Annotated in this window: 17 protein-coding genes and 1 tRNA gene; 8 read left to right on the forward strand and 10 right to left on the reverse strand. The window is 39.5% G+C overall.

Annotation, left to right across the window (positions count from 1 at the left end; genetic code table 11):
- Positions 1 to 15 precede the first annotated feature (15 nt).
- The 6 genes from IL356_RS04495 to IL356_RS04520 form a co-directional block, all read right to left on the reverse strand.
- On the reverse strand, positions 16 to 1,536 hold the full coding sequence (locus tag IL356_RS04495; RefSeq protein WP_121847004.1) for an ATP-binding response regulator: 1,521 nt from the start codon (positions 1,534 to 1,536) through the stop codon (positions 16 to 18).
- Positions 1,520 to 2,026 carry a Rab family GTPase gene (locus tag IL356_RS04500; protein WP_121847003.1) on the reverse strand — a complete coding sequence of 169 codons (507 nt, stop codon included), beginning with the start codon at positions 2,024 to 2,026 and terminating at the stop codon, positions 1,520 to 1,522. Before IL356_RS04500 ends, IL356_RS04495 begins: the two co-directional genes overlap by 17 nt.
- On the reverse strand, positions 2,013 to 2,816 hold the full coding sequence (locus IL356_RS04505; RefSeq protein ID WP_121850538.1) for a cell envelope biogenesis protein OmpA: 804 nt from the start codon (positions 2,814 to 2,816) through the stop codon (positions 2,013 to 2,015). Before IL356_RS04505 ends, IL356_RS04500 begins: the two co-directional genes overlap by 14 nt.
- Before the next feature lie 101 nt (positions 2,817 to 2,917).
- The gene (locus IL356_RS04510; RefSeq protein WP_121847002.1) at positions 2,918 to 3,274 is read right to left on the reverse strand and encodes a fructose 1,6-bisphosphatase; all 357 of its coding nucleotides are present in this window, start codon (positions 3,272 to 3,274) and stop codon (positions 2,918 to 2,920) included.
- Between the two features lie 243 nt (positions 3,275 to 3,517).
- A tRNA-Ala gene (locus IL356_RS04515) sits at positions 3,518 to 3,594 on the reverse strand.
- Positions 3,595 to 3,665: 71 nt separating this feature from the next.
- Positions 3,666 to 4,466 carry a universal stress protein gene (locus IL356_RS04520; RefSeq protein ID WP_121847001.1) on the reverse strand — a complete coding sequence of 267 codons (801 nt, stop codon included), beginning with the start codon at positions 4,464 to 4,466 and terminating at the stop codon, positions 3,666 to 3,668.
- A gap of 49 nt (positions 4,467 to 4,515) precedes the next feature.
- On the opposite strand from IL356_RS04520, the gene IL356_RS04525 reads away from it, so the two are divergent.
- From IL356_RS04525 to IL356_RS04545, 5 genes are all read left to right on the forward strand, one after another.
- Positions 4,516 to 5,016 carry a GNAT family N-acetyltransferase gene (locus IL356_RS04525; RefSeq protein ID WP_121847000.1) on the forward strand — a complete coding sequence of 167 codons (501 nt, stop codon included), beginning with the start codon at positions 4,516 to 4,518 and terminating at the stop codon, positions 5,014 to 5,016.
- Between the two features lie 10 nt (positions 5,017 to 5,026).
- The gene (locus IL356_RS04530) at positions 5,027 to 6,361 is read left to right on the forward strand and encodes an MATE family efflux transporter (protein ID WP_121850537.1); all 1,335 of its coding nucleotides are present in this window, start codon (positions 5,027 to 5,029) and stop codon (positions 6,359 to 6,361) included.
- A gap of 42 nt (positions 6,362 to 6,403) precedes the next feature.
- Positions 6,404 to 7,429, forward strand: coding sequence for a hypothetical protein (locus tag IL356_RS04535; RefSeq protein WP_121846999.1), 1,026 nt, complete (start codon positions 6,404 to 6,406; stop codon positions 7,427 to 7,429).
- Positions 7,430 to 7,508: 79 nt separating this feature from the next.
- Entirely contained in the window at positions 7,509 to 8,276 is a 768-nt protein-coding gene (locus IL356_RS04540) for an enoyl-CoA hydratase/isomerase family protein (protein ID WP_121846998.1), read from the forward strand.
- A 361-nt stretch (positions 8,277 to 8,637) separates the two neighbouring features.
- A complete protein-coding gene (locus IL356_RS04545; protein ID WP_121846997.1) occupies positions 8,638 to 9,837 on the forward strand; it encodes a CehA/McbA family metallohydrolase domain-containing protein in 1,200 nt (399 codons plus the stop codon).
- Between the two features lie 2 nt (positions 9,838 to 9,839).
- On the opposite strand, the gene IL356_RS04550 is transcribed toward IL356_RS04545, so the two are convergent.
- Positions 9,840 to 10,484, reverse strand: coding sequence for a 2OG-Fe(II) oxygenase (locus IL356_RS04550; RefSeq protein WP_380084763.1), 645 nt, complete (start codon positions 10,482 to 10,484; stop codon positions 9,840 to 9,842).
- An 87-nt stretch (positions 10,485 to 10,571) separates the two neighbouring features.
- Between IL356_RS04550 and IL356_RS04555 the strand changes: the two genes are divergently transcribed.
- Positions 10,572 to 11,024, forward strand: a complete 453-nt coding sequence (locus IL356_RS04555) for a 6-pyruvoyl trahydropterin synthase family protein (RefSeq protein WP_121850535.1) — start codon at positions 10,572 to 10,574, stop codon at positions 11,022 to 11,024.
- A 40-nt stretch (positions 11,025 to 11,064) separates the two neighbouring features.
- Positions 11,065 to 11,832, forward strand: a complete 768-nt coding sequence (locus IL356_RS04560; RefSeq protein ID WP_121846996.1) for a UDP-2,3-diacylglucosamine diphosphatase — start codon at positions 11,065 to 11,067, stop codon at positions 11,830 to 11,832.
- On the opposite strand, the gene IL356_RS04565 is transcribed toward IL356_RS04560, so the two are convergent.
- The 3 genes from IL356_RS04565 to IL356_RS04575 all read right to left on the reverse strand — a co-directional run bounded on the left by IL356_RS04565 (position 11,833) and on the right by IL356_RS04575 (position 14,821).
- A complete protein-coding gene (locus IL356_RS04565) occupies positions 11,833 to 13,092 on the reverse strand; it encodes an MFS transporter (protein WP_121846995.1) in 1,260 nt (419 codons plus the stop codon).
- Positions 13,093 to 13,353: 261 nt separating this feature from the next.
- Positions 13,354 to 13,911, reverse strand: coding sequence for an FMN-binding protein (locus IL356_RS04570; protein ID WP_162987765.1), 558 nt, complete (start codon positions 13,909 to 13,911; stop codon positions 13,354 to 13,356).
- Positions 13,895 to 14,821, reverse strand: a complete 927-nt coding sequence (locus IL356_RS04575; protein ID WP_121846993.1) for a DUF6607 family protein — start codon at positions 14,819 to 14,821, stop codon at positions 13,895 to 13,897. The genes IL356_RS04570 and IL356_RS04575 overlap by 17 nt, the downstream gene beginning before the upstream one ends.
- Positions 14,822 to 14,930: 109 nt before the next feature.
- On the opposite strand from IL356_RS04575, the gene IL356_RS04580 reads away from it, so the two are divergent.
- A complete protein-coding gene (locus IL356_RS04580; protein ID WP_121846992.1) occupies positions 14,931 to 17,081 on the forward strand; it encodes a TonB-dependent receptor plug domain-containing protein in 2,151 nt (716 codons plus the stop codon).
- Positions 17,082 to 17,084 lie beyond the last annotated feature (3 nt).

The raw sequence follows: 17,084 nt of genomic DNA on the forward strand, positions 1-17,084 counted from the left end.
TACAAATATGATTTATTATCGTAGTAGTTTATACATTGTCTTTATAAGCTCAACATCATCAAATGGTTTTGAAAGAACTATGTTCATTCCTGCTTTTTTGTAAGCCTTGATTTGTTCTTTATACGAGTTGGCCGTAATACCGATTATCGGAATTTTTTTGATGTTCTTAAAGGGAAGGCCGCGAATTACTTTCGCCAATTGGTCGCCAGTAATGTTAGGTAAGTTAACGTCCATTAGAACGATATCATAATGCTTGTTCACAATCTCTTGCATTACCAATGCCCCATCACCTACTAGGTCGATAAAGAAATCTCCAGTATCTATGAGGGTTTTTAAAAGGCTTGTTTGAACGTGCTCATTGTCTTCTACCAGTAAGACCTTAAACTTTTTGGGTGTTTTCGATATTTTGGGGGAGGTATGGGTGACAGCATGCTTTGAGGTCAGTAAGGTCGATTGGTGATGAAGGGGGTACTTAAGCGTAACATCAAAATAAAAATGAGATCCTTCGTTCTCGATTGATTGTATTTTAATTTGTGCATTCATCAGGGCCAATAGGCCTTTTACAATGGCTAGGCCCAAACCGGCACCTTCCGATTTACCCAGTTGCTCAAAACTTTCTAAAACCGTTTCAAGCTTTTCTTCAGGGATGCCTTGCCCAGTGTCTTTTACGCCAAAACGTAAATTTATGGTATTGGCCCTTTTTTGGTTCAAGGCAATATACAGGGCTACCTTTCCCTTCTCGGTATATTTAATGGCATTATCACAAAGGTTGGTTACTATCTGTAGCATGCGCAATCGGTCGCCTTCAATATATTCCGGAATTTTTTCATCGGCGGTCAGCGCAAAGGCCAACCCCTTTTCTTGAGCCCTTGTGGTATAGGTCAATCGAATGAATTCGATGAACTGTCGAAAGTTAAATACGGTAGGGTTGAGGGCCAACTTACCCTTCGAAATCATGGCTAGGCTAAGAATGTCTTCAAGCATTAACTTCAGGTTCGAAGTAGAACCTTTCAGAACCTCTAAAATGCCGGTCTGCTCTTCATTTAAATTGCTGCGTTGAAGAATATTGGTCAATGCAATTATGTTGGTCAATGGGTTTCGCAGTTCATGGCTGAAGTTTTGAATGAACTCATTTTTAAACCTTTCTCTTTCTTGCAGCTCATGGTTTTTTAAAAGAATAAGCTCAGAATCGATTATTGATTCATTTCTCGACTGAGCAATTGATTGATAGGAAAGGTAATGATCGGTGAGGTTTTCAATTATGACCAACAACCTTTTATCAACTTTTTCGACGGTAATGTCGGTGGTCAGTTCACCTGTTCTATCACCTAGTTGAACACAATGAAATGAGGTTGTGCGCTCGTCGCCTTGCATGATTTCAGGCAAGCTAAAGAAGAAGGGGTGCACATCACCAATTAGTTCTTTTTCTTTAACGGCAAGAAGATGTTGGTCGCTTTCAAGAACGACTCCCTTCAAATCAGTTAAAATAAATTGAAACTTCCTCCCGTGAAACTCCTCCTTATATCTTTTCAGCATCTAGCGCAAGCATTTTTGCCAATTGTTCGAATAGGTCATTGACTTTTTCACCTGTTTTGGCACTGGTTAGATAATCATAAGAGATTTCTTTACCGTCAAGCACCGTCTTTAGTTCATCTAAAAGAATCAAATCTGTTTTATTACCGACTACTTTTACCGGTACCCCTTTGACTCTTTTTTCGAGTTTTTTCAAATCATCGTTTATAGTCTGAAAAGTCGATGGCCTTGAAACGTCAAAAACATAAATAAGACCATGGGTGCCTAATAGGTAGGAGTCTCTGATGCGGGAGATATCATCAGTTCCTTCCAAATCCCATAAAATGAGCGATACAGTATCTTCTTCAGATAATTCTACTTCTTTTTTTACGATGTGTACACCTATTGAAACTTTGTAATTGTCAGAAAAACTATTTTCTACAAAACGCCTGATGAGCGAGGTCTTACCTACCCCAAAATGACCCAAAACCACAATTTTTTTAGAGATGTGCATGTCCGAAATTTTGGGCTAATTGTTTGTTGATACTATCTGAATCTAGCACGTGATAATCATCTTTTTTGGTGAACTTTTCAAAAAAGTCGAAAATGAGGTCTTGAAGCTTATCCTTTGCTTTGGTGGTGTAATTTCCTGAAAGTATAACCGCTATATAAAAGCGATTAAAACTTTGTAGGTGTATATGGTATAGTTCGTAATCTATTAATTCTAAATTCTGGTTTTTTTGTCCGAAAGCATCTTCAACGAAACTCTTGATAGCGGTCAACATGCCCGAAATCATTTCTTCATCGATTGTTTGGGTAACCGAGTAACTAGCTTTCAACAGACCGGAGTCTTTCTCTATAAGTAATACCTGCTCAATATGAGAAGCCGCTAATTCATCAATGATTTCTTGCTTTTTGGTTGAATTGCCGAACCAAGACTTCATTCGGTCTTTAAAACTGAGTTGCTTGTTTATTTTTTCAGAAAGCAATTTGATTTCGTGGGCGATATATTTTTTGATCATTTTTCCTAAAATAGGAAACATGGCCTCGACCACTTCGTCTTTGTTCTTTTTGATTTCAGTTTTAAGGGCAGCGGTAATGGTAGGGCCTAAGGTCGAGGGAATACTTGTCTTGAATTCTTCAAGTTGGTGTAGAATGATAGGGTCTACCTTTGTTGAAAATTTCTGCCGGTCGTTCAGGGTACTTTCTAAATTCTCTAGCCTATGGGCAATCTTCTCTATATAATCGCTGTCTTCAGCAAAGAGAATATCTTTTAGAATTTGAATTTTATCGTTTTCCGTCATTGGGACTTTCTTTACGGTAAAACTGGGCTTTTGTTTTTCGCCTAAATTCACGGTAGCAGTATTGAGTTATACTTGCTTTTAAAAAGAACTTGTTCAAACAACTATTTTTCGCTTACTTTTTCGCCAAGGTCGATCAACAACTTGCCCAACATCTTTTTGTTTACCTTTTCGGTTTCTAGTGATTCTATCTTATCCTCGATTTTGTCTTCTAGTTCGGTAATTCTAATGTTGACGTCTGTGGCAACGTTATCAATGGCTGTTTTTAGGTCTTGGCGTACTTCTTCAATGAGTTCTTCAAGTACTCTTTTCTTATCAAGAATATCTTTTTTTAATGACTCAAATTCAGAATCGTAGGTTTTTATGTTTTCACCAAAAATCAGGTTTTTGATGATTTCTATTTTTGATGATGCCTCATCTTGCGTATTGTTCAATGGCACCACCTTTTCGTTCTTACCCATGGGTTCTAGGTTTAAGGTATAGGGTTTGTACTTGAAATAAATTCAATTTGGTTTGGGGGAGGCATGATACACCGGAAAAACAACCAACTGTATTTTTGATGTTCAAACTACTAATATAAAAATATTTGATGATAAAATCGCTGCAAATAACCGTTTATGCCCTTATTTACTGGGAAGCAGGTCTGTTATTTTAATCGGTAAAAGTGGAGAAATAAAAAAACCACCACTGAAAAGTGATGGTTTTGGTGGAGAATACCGGAGTCGAACCGGTGACCTCTTGCATGCCATGCAAGCGCTCTAGCCAGCTGAGCTAATCCCCCGTTTTTGGATGCGCAAAGGAAATACATTTTCATAAAGTATCAAAATACTTTATGATGTAATTTTACCTGTTCTAATCCTTTTTTACACTGAGTACCAGCACCGGTATACGCGCTGAAAACTCAGATTTAAGTATGGTATCTTTTTCCCAAAGTTTCTTGAAAAAACCTCTTTTTCGCCTAAAAACACATAACATATCGGGGTGCTGCGATTGTAAATGTTCCAATACGCCCAAGTAAGTGGTCGGCGCTTCAGCTAGGGTCATTTGAGAACTGATATCCATCAATGCCGTGTTGACCTGTAGGTCTTCATCGGTGTAACCAGGTGTTTTTACCAATAGTAAATTAACCTTGGCATCGAACTTGTTTTTGATTTCTATCAACGGGTTGAGAATACGTTTTCTTTTCAGAACACCCGACTTGAAGGCAGTTAAAATAGTTCCCAAAGGTCTTAAGGGGCTACCTTTTGGTACAATAAGCGTGGGTATGTTCGTTCTTTTAATAATACGACCGGAAGTGTTACCGAGATAAACTTCTTCGCTGACATCGTTACTTCTTGGGGCGACGATGATAAGGTCTATACCTAGTTCTTTATCAATTTCTTTCAGGCCATCAACAATATCGCCATTATAAGAAGCGATTTGAATTTCCACACTCTTGTTATCAACCTTTTCGATAACCTCCTTTAGACGCTCCTTACCACTTTCAGCCACTTTTTCGGTTACGTTGGTCAAGGCTTTTCCGGCCCCGATCGAAACACTGAACACTTCCATCAAAAAAATCTTTGAAGAGAATTCGGTAGCAAAATCAATGGCGTATTGAAGTGTTTGGTGTGCGTCTGGTGAAGTACCGATAGGTACAAGAATGTGTTTCATGTTTTAATTGTTTTAACCTTAAATTTACAATTTAATTGGATTTAACCTAATGATACGAAAGGCAAAACTATCTGAAATTCCGCAAATATTGGCGCTTGCCAATGCATGTGCCCAACACATGATCAAGAATGGTATCTTTCAATGGAACGAGCACTATCCGTCACGAGCAGTTTTTGAAGCGGACATAGATAGGGGTGAGCTCTATGTGTTAGTGATTGAAGAAGAAATTATCGGTACCATAGTAGTCTCAACTCTTATGGATGAGGAGTATCTGCCTATTGAATGGCTCACCGAGAATGGTAGAAATATTTATATTCATCGATTAGGGGTGCACCCGAACCGACAGGGCAAAGGTTACGCACAACAAATGATGCAATTTGCCGAAAACCATGCGCGCGATAATGGCTTTATTTCCGTAAGGCTCGATACCTTTAGTCAGAATACCCGAAACCAGAGGTTTTATGAAAAGCGAGGGTTTCAAAAATTAGGCGATATTTTTTTCCCGAAACAAAGTGAACACCCCTTTCATTGTTATGAATTAGTGCTGTAACTTGCGCCACTTGAAAGCGGCAATCAACTATAAAACTATCAATCAACTGGCCATACCGGCAACAGTGGCGGGTATTGCAGAGCCCCTTTTATCGATTACTGATACGGCCATAGTGGGTAACATTCCGGTAGATGGTTTAGAATCGTTGGCCGCAGCGGGTATTGTTGGGTCTTTTCTATCGATGCTGATCTGGATTCTGGGTCAGACCCGAAGTGCTATTTCAGCTATTATTTCTCAATATTTAGGAGCGGGGAGACTTGATGAGGTAAAAACGCTTCCTGCACAGGCCATTTTTCTGAACATTGCTCTCAGCATTATCATTCTTCTTTCGACTATTTTCATAGTCCGCGAAATTTTTGAACTCCTGAATGCTTCAGGAAAGATTTTAGAATACTGCATAAGTTATTATTCCATACGCGTTTGGGGCTTTCCGTTAACTCTATTCGTCTTTGCCGTTATGGGTATTTTTAGAGGTTTACAGAATACCTATTACCCCATGTTAATTGCCATTGTAGGCGCAGTTCTGAATATTGGCCTTGATTTTCTATTGGTATACGGCATTGAAGGTGTTTTCGAACCAATGTATTTAGAGGGTGCTGCATGGGCAAGTCTCATGGCCCAGGCAATCATGGCAATAATGGCCTTTGTGCTTTTGCTGGTAAAAACAGATATCAGTTTAAAGTTGCGTTTTCCTATAAATCACGAATTGGGTCGATTGGTGATAATGAGCCTTAACCTGTTTGTCAGGGCTCTAGCATTGAATACCGCTTTGATACTTGCGGTAAGAGAGGCAACAGACTTAGGCCCCAAGTATATCGGGGCGCATACAATTGCTATAAACATATGGCTTTTCTCTGCCTTTTTTATAGATGGGTATGCCGCCGCGGGCAATATCATGGGTGGCCGCCTCTTGGGGGCAAAAGATTTTTCCGGCTTGTTTACATTGGCAAAAAAAATTATCAAATACGGCCTTTTGGTCAGTCTGGTTTTGGTATTGCTGGGCTTCATTTTTTACCGACCTATAGGATTGTTGTTTTCGAAGGAAACCTTGGTTCTTGAAACTTTTTATACTGTATTCTTTATTGTTATACTCGGCTTGCCGATGAATACTGTTGCATTTGTTTTTGATGGTATGTTCAAGGGACTTGGTGAAATGAAGTATTTAAGAAATACCTTATTGGTCGCGACCTTTCTGGGTTTCGTGCCGGTTTTATTTCTTGGCAAATATTTGGGTTGGAGTCTCTATGGAATATGGATAGCCTTTACAGTTTGGATGGTCATTAGAGGCGGCGCTTTGGTATATGAGTTCAGAAGAAAGTTTCTGCCCCAATTACAAAATGGTTAGCTTTGATGGGAAGAGGATTATTGGTTACTAATCTATTTTATTATGCTGAAAGCATTTGTTCCGTTATTGGTTGGAATTCTTTTAAGCTATTCTGTATTCAAAAATCATTCGAAAAAAAAGAGCAGTAAATTTATTGAATACACCTCTTTGATTCAAAAAGGTGAAAGTGATATTCTTGATGACAAATTCAAGGAAGCCTTTGAAAAATATGAAAGGGCTTTGTCGCACATAGATAAACCCTTGGCGGCAGATTGCTTTACTGCTCTTCAACTCGCGGCCTTATTAAAAAAGAACGAAGAATTTACAACCTATTTAGGAAGTGCTTTTAGTTCAGGATTAGAGCCAAAGGACCTTAAAAAAGACTCTTTGCTAAGTTCTTTTATTAGTGATAATAAGCTAGACAAAATAGTATCTTTTAAGTTCAAAAAATTTAGAAAAGTCTATTCTCAGAACCTTAACCGTTTTCTAATGGACACTATTGAAAAAATGTCTAATTATGATAATAGATGGAAGGTTCATTACATTGATTCACTGTCATATGTTGACAATGAGAATAAGGAGATTTATCATCAGAAATATGATTCAATAATTTCAAATCTGGTTGAGAATAAGCTAATGCCCTTAATATCAGAATATGGTTATCCAGGTGAAAGAAAAATTGGCGTTCAAAAACTGATTTCCAGAAGTGAGCCATTAGATTACACATTTATTAACAATAGTACTTTATTCATTTTATTGCATTATTATGGCTATGCTAAGAGTTGCCAATACAACGAACTACTTTATAGTGAGATGCAAAAAGGTAATTTGAAACCCGAACACTATGCTTCGATTATCGATTTTCAAGCTAAGTTTGGAGAAAGTAAGTTCTGCAGGGTAGGCTATTATAATCAATGGCATCAGACTGGCGATTCAACTAAATTCTTTAGCATTAATGAAAGAAGAGCGAAAATTGGTTTGGCCAATTTTGAAAATATAAAAAGGATGTTCGATAGAGGTTTGAACATATGTAGAGAAACAGATAAAGGAAACTATAAGCATATAAAACTATTTTACTGGTGTGGTTAATTAAATTATCTTTCATATTGAAAGTATTCTTTATTGTGAAATAACCTACATGGTATGATATGCCTGAATTAGAAATAATATGGTAACCCAAAGAGAAAACGGAAGTCTTTATACAAGCATAGAAGGCAAAGTAGCAACGATAGAATTTGGCCATCCGGCCGGTAATTCATTTGTGGCCGAACTTCTCGACAGATTGGTCAATGAAATCAACCAACTGTCGAAAAAGGATGCCGTTTCAGTGATCGTTTTAAAATCTGAAGGTGACCGAGCATTCTGTGGGGGCGCATCTTTTGATGAGTTGTTGGCGGTTTCAAATTTAGAGGAAGGCAAAGTATTTTTTAGTGGTTTCGCCCACGTCATCAATGCCATGCGAAAGTGTAAAAAGGTTATTGTTGGCAGGGTACAGGGTAAAACCGTTGGAGGCGGATTAGGCCTAGCCGCGGCCTGCGACTATGTTTACGCTAGCGAAGCTGCCGCTATACGCTTGTCAGAATTATCGATAGGCATAGCACCTTTGGTGATTGCACCTGCGGTAGAAAGAAAAATAGGGGTAGCGGCCCTTTCCGAATTATCATTGGCGCCAACCGAATGGAAAAATGCATACTGGGCCCAAGAAAAGGGGCTTTTCTCAAAAGTGTTCGATGATATAAAAGAAATGGACAAGGAGTTGGATTTCTTTGTGCAAAAATTATCCGCATACAATCCGGAAGCTCTTTACGAGTGGAAAAAGGTATTATGGAACCAAACCGACCACTGGGATCAATTGCTGGTAGAAAGAGCGGCAATTACCGGTAAATTGGTACTTTCAGAATTTACAAAAGAGGCCTTAAGCAAGTTTAAAAAATAAAGAGATGACAGAATATTTAAGTGGCAATATGATTTTCTTGATTTTGGCCGTAGTGGTCATTGTCGTTTACATTATCACTCGCATTCGAGGAAATAGAAAGTTCAAAAGGTAATAAGTTGCTCATACTATCGTTCTTCCTTAAAAATAGATGAGATGAACATTCTTAATTTCTTGAACGGAGACCTTATTTTTCCCTTACTGGCCCTTTTTGTTGTGGTCATTTATTTTTTTAACCGCGTTAGAACTCGCCGAAAGTTCAAAAGGTAGCCTAAACGGTCTTTTTCTTAATTAGGTTTAATGATTATTTAAACCAACGGCTCTTTATTATCGCTACTTTTGGTTACAACCAAACCATAATAAGATGAGAGCCATTTCTTTACTCGTAATTTCTTTCATTTTGATTTTTGGGTGTTCGCAGAAAAAGGCGCCTATCTCTCAACCTCAAAAGTGGTATAAAGGCAACTTGCACACGCATTCATATTGGAGCGATGGAGATGAGTTTCCAGAAGTAATATTAGATTGGTATAAAGACCATGATTATCAGTTTTTGGCCCTATCGGACCATAACACGATTGCCCAAGAAGAAAAATGGATTACCATTCGAAAAGATTCAATCTACCAAAGCGCATTTCTAAGTTATTTGGAAGAATATGGTGAAGAATGGGTAGAATATAAAGTCGATTCAGGGGTTACCAAAGTAAAACTAAAAACGTATGGGCAGTATAGCGAGTTTGCTCAAGTTGATGGTGAGTTCTTGGTCATTCCTTCCGAAGAGATTACCGATAGGTACGAAGACAAACATATCCATATGAATGCCACCAATATTCAAGACAAAATAGACCCTTTGGGAGGCGAGAGTGTGGCAGAGGTTATGCAAAATAATCTTGACCAAGTATTGGATCAGCGTAAACGAACAGGAGTGCCTATGATACCGCACATTAATCACCCCAATTTCTTTTACAGTATTGATTTGGAAGATATGCAGTCGTTGAATGGAGAACGATTCTTTGAGGTTTATAATGGGCACCCAATGGTTCATAACATGGGTGACTCCGTTCATATTTCGACTGAGCAAATGTGGGATTTAATCAATATCGATTATTTAGAAAACGGCAAACCTTTAATGTTCGGTTTGGCCACCGATGATTCTCATAGTTATCATCAGATCGGTAACCAATGGAGCAATGCCGGTCGAGGTTGGGTCATGGTACAATCCGATTCGTTATCGGCCTCTCACCTCATAGAAGCAATGGAATCAGGAAAGTTTTATGCGAGCACCGGAGTAGAACTGAAAACCGCTTCGGTGAATTCTAATGTGTTGACGATAGAAGTTCAGGCCGAACCTAATGTTGATTACGAAATTACCTTTATCGGTTGTGAAAAGGGTGCTTCCGAAACCGAGGTTTTGCAAACCGTAAACGGTACGACAGCTTCCTTTGAACTGAATCAAGATCTGTTGTTCGTACGTTCAAAGGTGGTATCCGCCAAAAAACAGGAGAATCCTATCGAAGAGCTTTTTTATGAAACAGCTTGGACGCAACCTGTTCGGCCCGCAATGTAGTGTTACTGCGTCTTTAACCAGCCAGTAATACTTAATCGTTCGCGGTTGGCAGGTTTTACTTCATGCTCCAGCACACGACTTTCAAAAATGACCGCCCTTCCTGGAAAGGGGTAAATGTTCAAAGGCTTTTCCCGTGCATCCTTATCTTTTAAATAGATTACCAGCTCGCCCCCATGTTCCGGTTGCCAGTCATCTTCGTTCAAATAACAAACGATTGATAGTTTTCTTCGGTCATCGTTCTGGAAAGCATCTAAATGCCTTTTGTAGAACTTTCCCTCTGGGTAGAGGGCGTAATGAAATTCTTTTCTAAAAATACCTAAATAGCACGTACGGTTGAGGTATTGAACCATATCATTGATCCTCTCGAAAAATAGCTGCTGTGGTCCGTTCGCGGTGGTTTCATCCATCCACAAAATAAAATCGCCCCTAATTCCAGTTTTTATGACCTCGTTGGTATGGTTACCGATGGCGGCTTTTTTAAATTGGTCATCGTCGTACTGCCAAAGCAAATCGTTACGCAGTAGCTCAACGGTTGATGGCGATAAAAAGTTATCGATGATGCTATAACCTTTATCAAGCACATCTTCAATGATGGTTTCGTAGGTGTGGTCGACCATCGTAACTGTTTGACCGAGAAGTTCTTTCACTCGCTTTTTTTAAAAAAATCGGGCAAATGTAATCTAAAAAACAATTGGTTTTTGAAAATATCTACCTTTGCCAAACAAATAATTGTTATGGCCAATATTAGGATTACCAAGCAGTTCAATTTTGAGACCGGACATGCCCTTTTCGGGTATGATGGCAAGTGCAGAAATGTGCACGGCCATAGCTATAAACTTTCAGTAACCGTTATCGGAAGGCCTATAACCGATACGTCACATGTTAAATTGGGTATGGTCATCGATTTTGGCGATTTGAAGAAGATAGTGAAGGAAGAAATAGTAGATAAATTTGATCACGCCACGGTTTTCAATAAGAACACCCCGCATGTAGAACTGGCACAAGAACTTACCGATAGAGGGCATAATGTAATTTTGGCCGATTACCAACCAACTAGTGAGAACATGGTGATTGATTTTGCCAAAAAAATAGGTGACAGGCTGCCTGAAAACATCAAGTTACACTCCTTAAAGTTACAAGAAACTGATACTTCGTATGCAGAGTGGTACGCAAGCGATAATTCTTAAGCCCTGACCTTGTTCTACGAATATCTATATTTGCCCAAGAATGAAAACCATTGAACTTCTGCCGGGCAAAAAAGTTTACTTTTCAAGTGATAACCACTTGGGGGCACCTACAATGGAGCACAGTCTTCCCCGAGAAAGAAAGTTTGTTGCCTGGTTAGATGAAATCAAAGACGATGCAGGAGCCATCTTTTTGATAGGTGATCTCTTTGATTTTTGGATGGAATACAAAACTGTGGTGCCCAAAGGTTTTACCCGTACTTTAGGAAAGCTGGCTGAATTGTCGGATACCGGTATTCCCATTTATTTTTTTGTGGGCAACCATGATTTATGGATGAACGGTTATTTTGAGGAAGAACTTGGCATTCCCGTTTTTCATAAGCCTCAGCAATTCAATATTAACGGAACTACCTTTTTTATCGGTCATGGCGATGGTCTTGGCCCTGACGACAAGGGTTTTAAAAGAATGAAAAAGGTATTTACCAACCCTGTTGCCCAATGGTTTTTCAGATGGCTGCACCCCGATATTGGTGTGCGGTTGGCCAAACATTTATCGGTAAGTAATAAATTGATTTCTGGTGATGACGATGCCAAATTTTTGGGTGAAGAGAAAGAGTGGTTGGTATTATACGCCAAAAGAAAACTTGAAACCCAACACTACGACCATTTTATTTTTGGGCATAGGCATCTTCCGTTAGAAATTGATTTGAACGGAAAATCGAAGTACACCAATTTGGGTGATTGGGTGAATTACTACACCTACGCAGTTTTTGATGGCCACATCTTGTCTTTAGAAAAATTTGAGGCGTAACTACGCCTCTTTTTCGTGGTCTTCAATGTCTTTTTGAAGGTCGAGTCTTCTAAAAGTAGGTGAAATGAATGCCGTGGCACCTACCGTTATCAAGGTCATACATCCACCGAATACAACTGCGGTAACTGTACCCATCAGCTTTGCGGTAAGTCCGCTTTCAAAAGCCCCTAGCTCGTTAGATGAACCTACGAACATTGAATTGACCGAAGCTACGCGACCTCTCATGTTGTCCGGAGTTTTTAACTGAAGAATAGTCTGACGAATAATCATTGACACCCCATCGACGGCACCACTAACGAACAATGCGGCCACAGAGAGCCAAAAATAGGTGGAAAGACCAAAGACGATCATACAGATTCCGAAACCGAATACAGCGAGTAATAGTTTCTTTCCTGCATTTTTATGCAATGGAAAACGGGTAGACCCCAGCATTGTAATAGCTGCCCCAATCGCGGGCGCCGCTCTTAACACTCCAAACCCTTCTGAACCTACATGCAGAATATCTTGTGCATAAACGGGCAAAAGGGCAACGGCCCCACCAAACAACACGGCAATCATATCTAAAGTCAAGGCACCGAGTATAGCCTTCGTACTAAATACGAACCGTAGACCTTCTTTTAAGCTTTGAAAAACGGGCTCTCCAATTTTAGGGTTGAGTATGGGCTTTCTTTTGATTTGCGAAAGGCTGATCAAAGCCAGCACCGAAAAACCGAAAATAAGGCACATTGACCAATGAACCCCTATCCAGCTTATGGAAAAACCTGCCAAAGCTGGGCCCAATACGGCTGCCAATTGCCAAGTAGTACTGCTCCATGTCGCCGCATTGGGGTAAATCTTTTTCGGTACTATCAATGCGATTAGCGAGAAGATGGTAGGGCCTATAAACGCCCTAACGATACCACCAAAAAATACCAAGGCGTAAATGCCATAGAGAATGACTTGTTGCGAGAGATGCAACTCAATAGAAGGCCAACTCAATATGAACAATCCTAAACTGATAATAGAGAACCCAAAAATACATTTGATTAGAAGGTTGCGTTTTTCTTTCTGGTCGACCACGTGACCGGCGAAAAGGGCGGTTGAGACGGCCGGAATTACTTCCATAAGGCCGATGATGCCCAAAGAAAGAGGGTCTTTAGTCATCGAATAGACCTGCCACTCGATAACTATAAACTGCATCGACCATGCAAATACCATGGCAAAACGAACCAATAAAAAAATGTTGAATTCTCGAAAGCGTAAAGCGGCGTATGGATCCATAAGCGCAAATGGCGAAAGAAATAAGCAGCAAAGATATTACTAAGGAATCAAGCGACCATTAAAGTTTACCTAAAAATTGAATGAAAGCTAAAATTGCGAAAACCGACTATTAGGTCGGTTTTGATGCATTTTGAATAGCTACTTTTTAGGAGTTTCATCGATGAACGGTGCTTTCTTAAAAATGAAGTGAAGAAATAATTGACTTCTCGCACTTCAGAATACGAAGGACCGACCGATTAGTTGGTTTTTAAAAGTTGTGATTTACTTCAAGGGAATAATATTCTGCTCTTTCAGTGTTTTTATAGACTGTAGAATTTCATCAGTAGCCCTAGTCATGCTGCTTGCCGATATGGTGGCTCCGGCTATGGCATCTATATTTTTACCATAAGTCAATTCATCGTTCGGAGTAAGACCAATAAACTGTTTTAACCACCGTTGACTTCCTATTTGTCTGCCATAGTTTTCCCGATAGATCAATACCTTAGATTTCTTAATACTCAAGTCGGTATTGAACATTAAAATATATTCAAATTCTTTCTTCATGCTTGCGGCGGTGCCTACATAGGCATAACCCAAAACTCCATTTGAGTTGACTATCTCGTAGAAATGCTCGCCTGAAAATTCGGCTTTAGTGGCTTGATTCATTTCTTCGGGTATGATAATAGGCTCCAAAGAAAAGTCTTCAACCCCATATGTTGTTACAATAGCATTATCAATCTTTTCCTGCAGCTTAGATGATTGTTGTGGCATAGTGAAAGATGCCATAAAGAGGCCAAGAAAGATGGCTACGCAGTAACCCTTTCTATTTCCCTTTGACATTGCTCTTATTTTCATCGGCTATAAAGGCATCGATTAATGCGGCAATTGATTTTTTATTGGCATTTTCTTTTTCGAGGCCGTAGAACTTCATGAACATGGGTTGGCCATCAACACTCTTCTTAAGAGTTAGACTTCCGTCTCGATCATAGGTCTTGTCCCATACGTTACGGGCTTTTGACCAAAATTTTTCATTTTTGGTCCACCATTCGTTGGCAGTCGCACACGCCTTATCATCTGTTTTGGTGTAGATGTTAAAGCCTTTTTCTTGGGCCAATAGCACATCTTCTTCCCCATCGGTTCTAACGATTTTATCGTTGTCTTGCTCATGAACCCAACCAAATTCGGTTATTTCTTGCCGGTTACCTCTGCGCATCACATTATAATCGTCACGTTTACTATATTCCCTTCTAGGCAAGGGTGAATCGCTAGTGTTTTCCCAATAATGCTTGCCATCGACATGTACCCATGTAGAAGATCCGCTATATCTAGGGCTATCATCGACTTGGTAGACTTTTTGGGTCCATTGCCCTTTAACTTCCTCTTTTGGCAGTTCGGTAAATACCCAATTGTTGTCTTTGTCGTAGTGAAAGACCTTTTGGTTTTCATAAATCCAATCTTGCCTCCAATGTTTGATAACCATGGTATCATGAACTACCAAAATGTGTTGAATTGAAAGTTTGTTGGGTTCATCTTCAATCAAGAGTGCCAGTTCCCTACCATAGGCGGTATAATCGTGATGTTTTTCATAATCAATTTCAGGGGCAAAGGTTTCGGTGTATTTGAAGGTGATGTCATAGCAGCCGCACATGGCTTTAATTGCTTGAATATCTTTTTCTTTCTGGCCTTTTTGGGCATTTGTATTACTAACGCAGACGAGAAGTAGCGCCAATACGCTTAAGGTTGTTTTCATAGTGTTGGATGTTAGATGCTCTGGCGTAAAATTATTAAATTAATTTAGATTGATTAAAAATAACTGATATATTTGCTCAAATTAATTCTATTCAGATTTGTTCTAAATAATGTTGAGGATATCACTTTTAGTTTTTCTCTTATTTCCCCTGCTGATTTTGGCTCAGGAAAATGGTACGTCTGCCGACACCACCCGAATTACGGAGTTGGATGAAGTGGTTCTTACAGGAGAAAGCAAGGTTTTGTCCGTTAGCAAAAAATTGTTCCGAGTCGAAACCATTACTAATAAAGACATCAAGCAATTGGCGGGAAATAATTTGGCCGATGTTCTCAATCAGAATTTGAACATTACCGTTATGCCCAACCCGTCTACCGGTAGAAGTACCATTAGCATGTTTGGGCTTGATGGGCAATATGTAAAGATATTAATGGATGGTATTCCGATTGCCAGTGATAACGGAATGGGTAACAATATCGATATCACACAAATAAACCTTGAAGAAGTCGAACGTATCGAAATTGTGGAAGGAGCCGTAGGCGTACTTTACGGAGACAATGCCTTGGCAGGTGTTATAAACATAGTTTCAAAGAATGGACTTGATGGCAATAAGTGGACTATCAGCACCTCTTTACAAGAAGAAACTTTAGGAAACGAGTATGCGTGGACCAATGAAGGCAGGCATATACAAAACCTCAAAATAAGCCATCAACTATTTGATGCTACCCAAATAGCGGCGGGCTTTTCTCGTAATGATTTTGCCGGCTTTTTCAATGAATACAAAGGCCGTGATTATGTAAATATTCAAGATGGTACCGTAGTCAATGACGGTTTAAGAGGCCTGGAATGGAATCCTAAAGAACAGATAACGGCTTTCTTTGATGCACGACAAAAAGTCGGCAAACACACCTTCTATTTCAAATCTCAGTATTACAACGAAGAGCTAGACATTTATAATCATTTGGTAAATGGGAGGCTTAATGGAAATGGCGAACCCAACCCTACTGCAAACGACCAGTTGTTCACCACTCATCGTTGGGTCAATAACCTAAATGTGGCAGGTGATTTTCTTGGGTCTACTACCTACAACCTATCCCTATCATATCAAAACCAGAAAAGGTATGTTGAAGAATACACTTATAATATTTTGCAAAGGGGAATAGAGGCCTTCAACTTAGATCAGCTCAATCAATCCAGTAAAATTTACTATTCAAAGGCGACTGTCAACAACATTTTTTCCAAATCGGAGCGATTTAATTTGCTCACCGGATACGAGCTCATTTTTCAAAAAGGGTTTGATGCCACAGCCTCCGGAAATTACTCGACAAATACTTCTGAAAATACGTTGGAGAATTATGACCTTTTCGCCCACTTAGACGTGAATTTGTCCGAAAGACTGTCAATTTATCCTGGTATGAGATTAACGAACAACTCGCAGTTCGGTAATCAATTTATATGGTCTTTTTCTTCCAATTACGATTTCGAAAACGACTTAAAGCTCAAAGCCATCTTCGGTTCTGCCTTTCGGGCGCCTAGTTTTGAAGAGTTTTTTTTCTATTTCGTCGATAGTAATCACAATGTTCAGGGCAATAGAGATTTACAGCCAGAAGATGGTATTTCTGTATTTCTAAATGCCGACAAAAAATGGTCGCTAGCTAATGATGAGGGTGTTTTCTCTTCTGCCTTCAGAGGTTTTCACTATAATTTAAAAGACAAGATTACGCTAGTAGGCGATGATTCGGGAGACACACCTCTTTTTACGTATCAAAATGTTGAAAAACAGAAGATTTTAGGGGTTACCTTGAGCAATCGACTACAATTAAAAAGATGGAATATTGGTCTTGGCTCCACTTATCTTGGTGAATCTACAACCTTGAACGATTCAGATAGCGAAGATAACTCTGAGTATGTATGGAGTTTTGCCCTAAATTCTAATTTAAGCCATACCATTCCGAAATGGGGCACCACTTTTTCCGCCATATTAAAATATACGGGTAGAAGACAGACCATAGTCAATGACGGCAGCGGTGAAGACACCTTAGATCGTACAGATTCTTTTACTTGGCTAGATACTACCGCCCTGATCGAGCTTACACCGCAGTTAGACCTCACTTTCGGGGTGCGTAATGTGTTGGATGTTGTGACCGTTAATGCCGGTAACGTATCCTCAGGGGTGCACGGTTCTTCCGGTACGGGTACCCAACTCTTTGGGAACGGCCGTTCCTATTTTCTAAAACTATCATACCTATTAACCTTTAATTAAATT

The sequence above is a fragment of the Euzebyella marina genome (genome assembly GCF_014855515.1).
Taxonomy (GTDB): Bacteria; Bacteroidota; Bacteroidia; order Flavobacteriales; family Flavobacteriaceae; genus Euzebyella; species Euzebyella marina.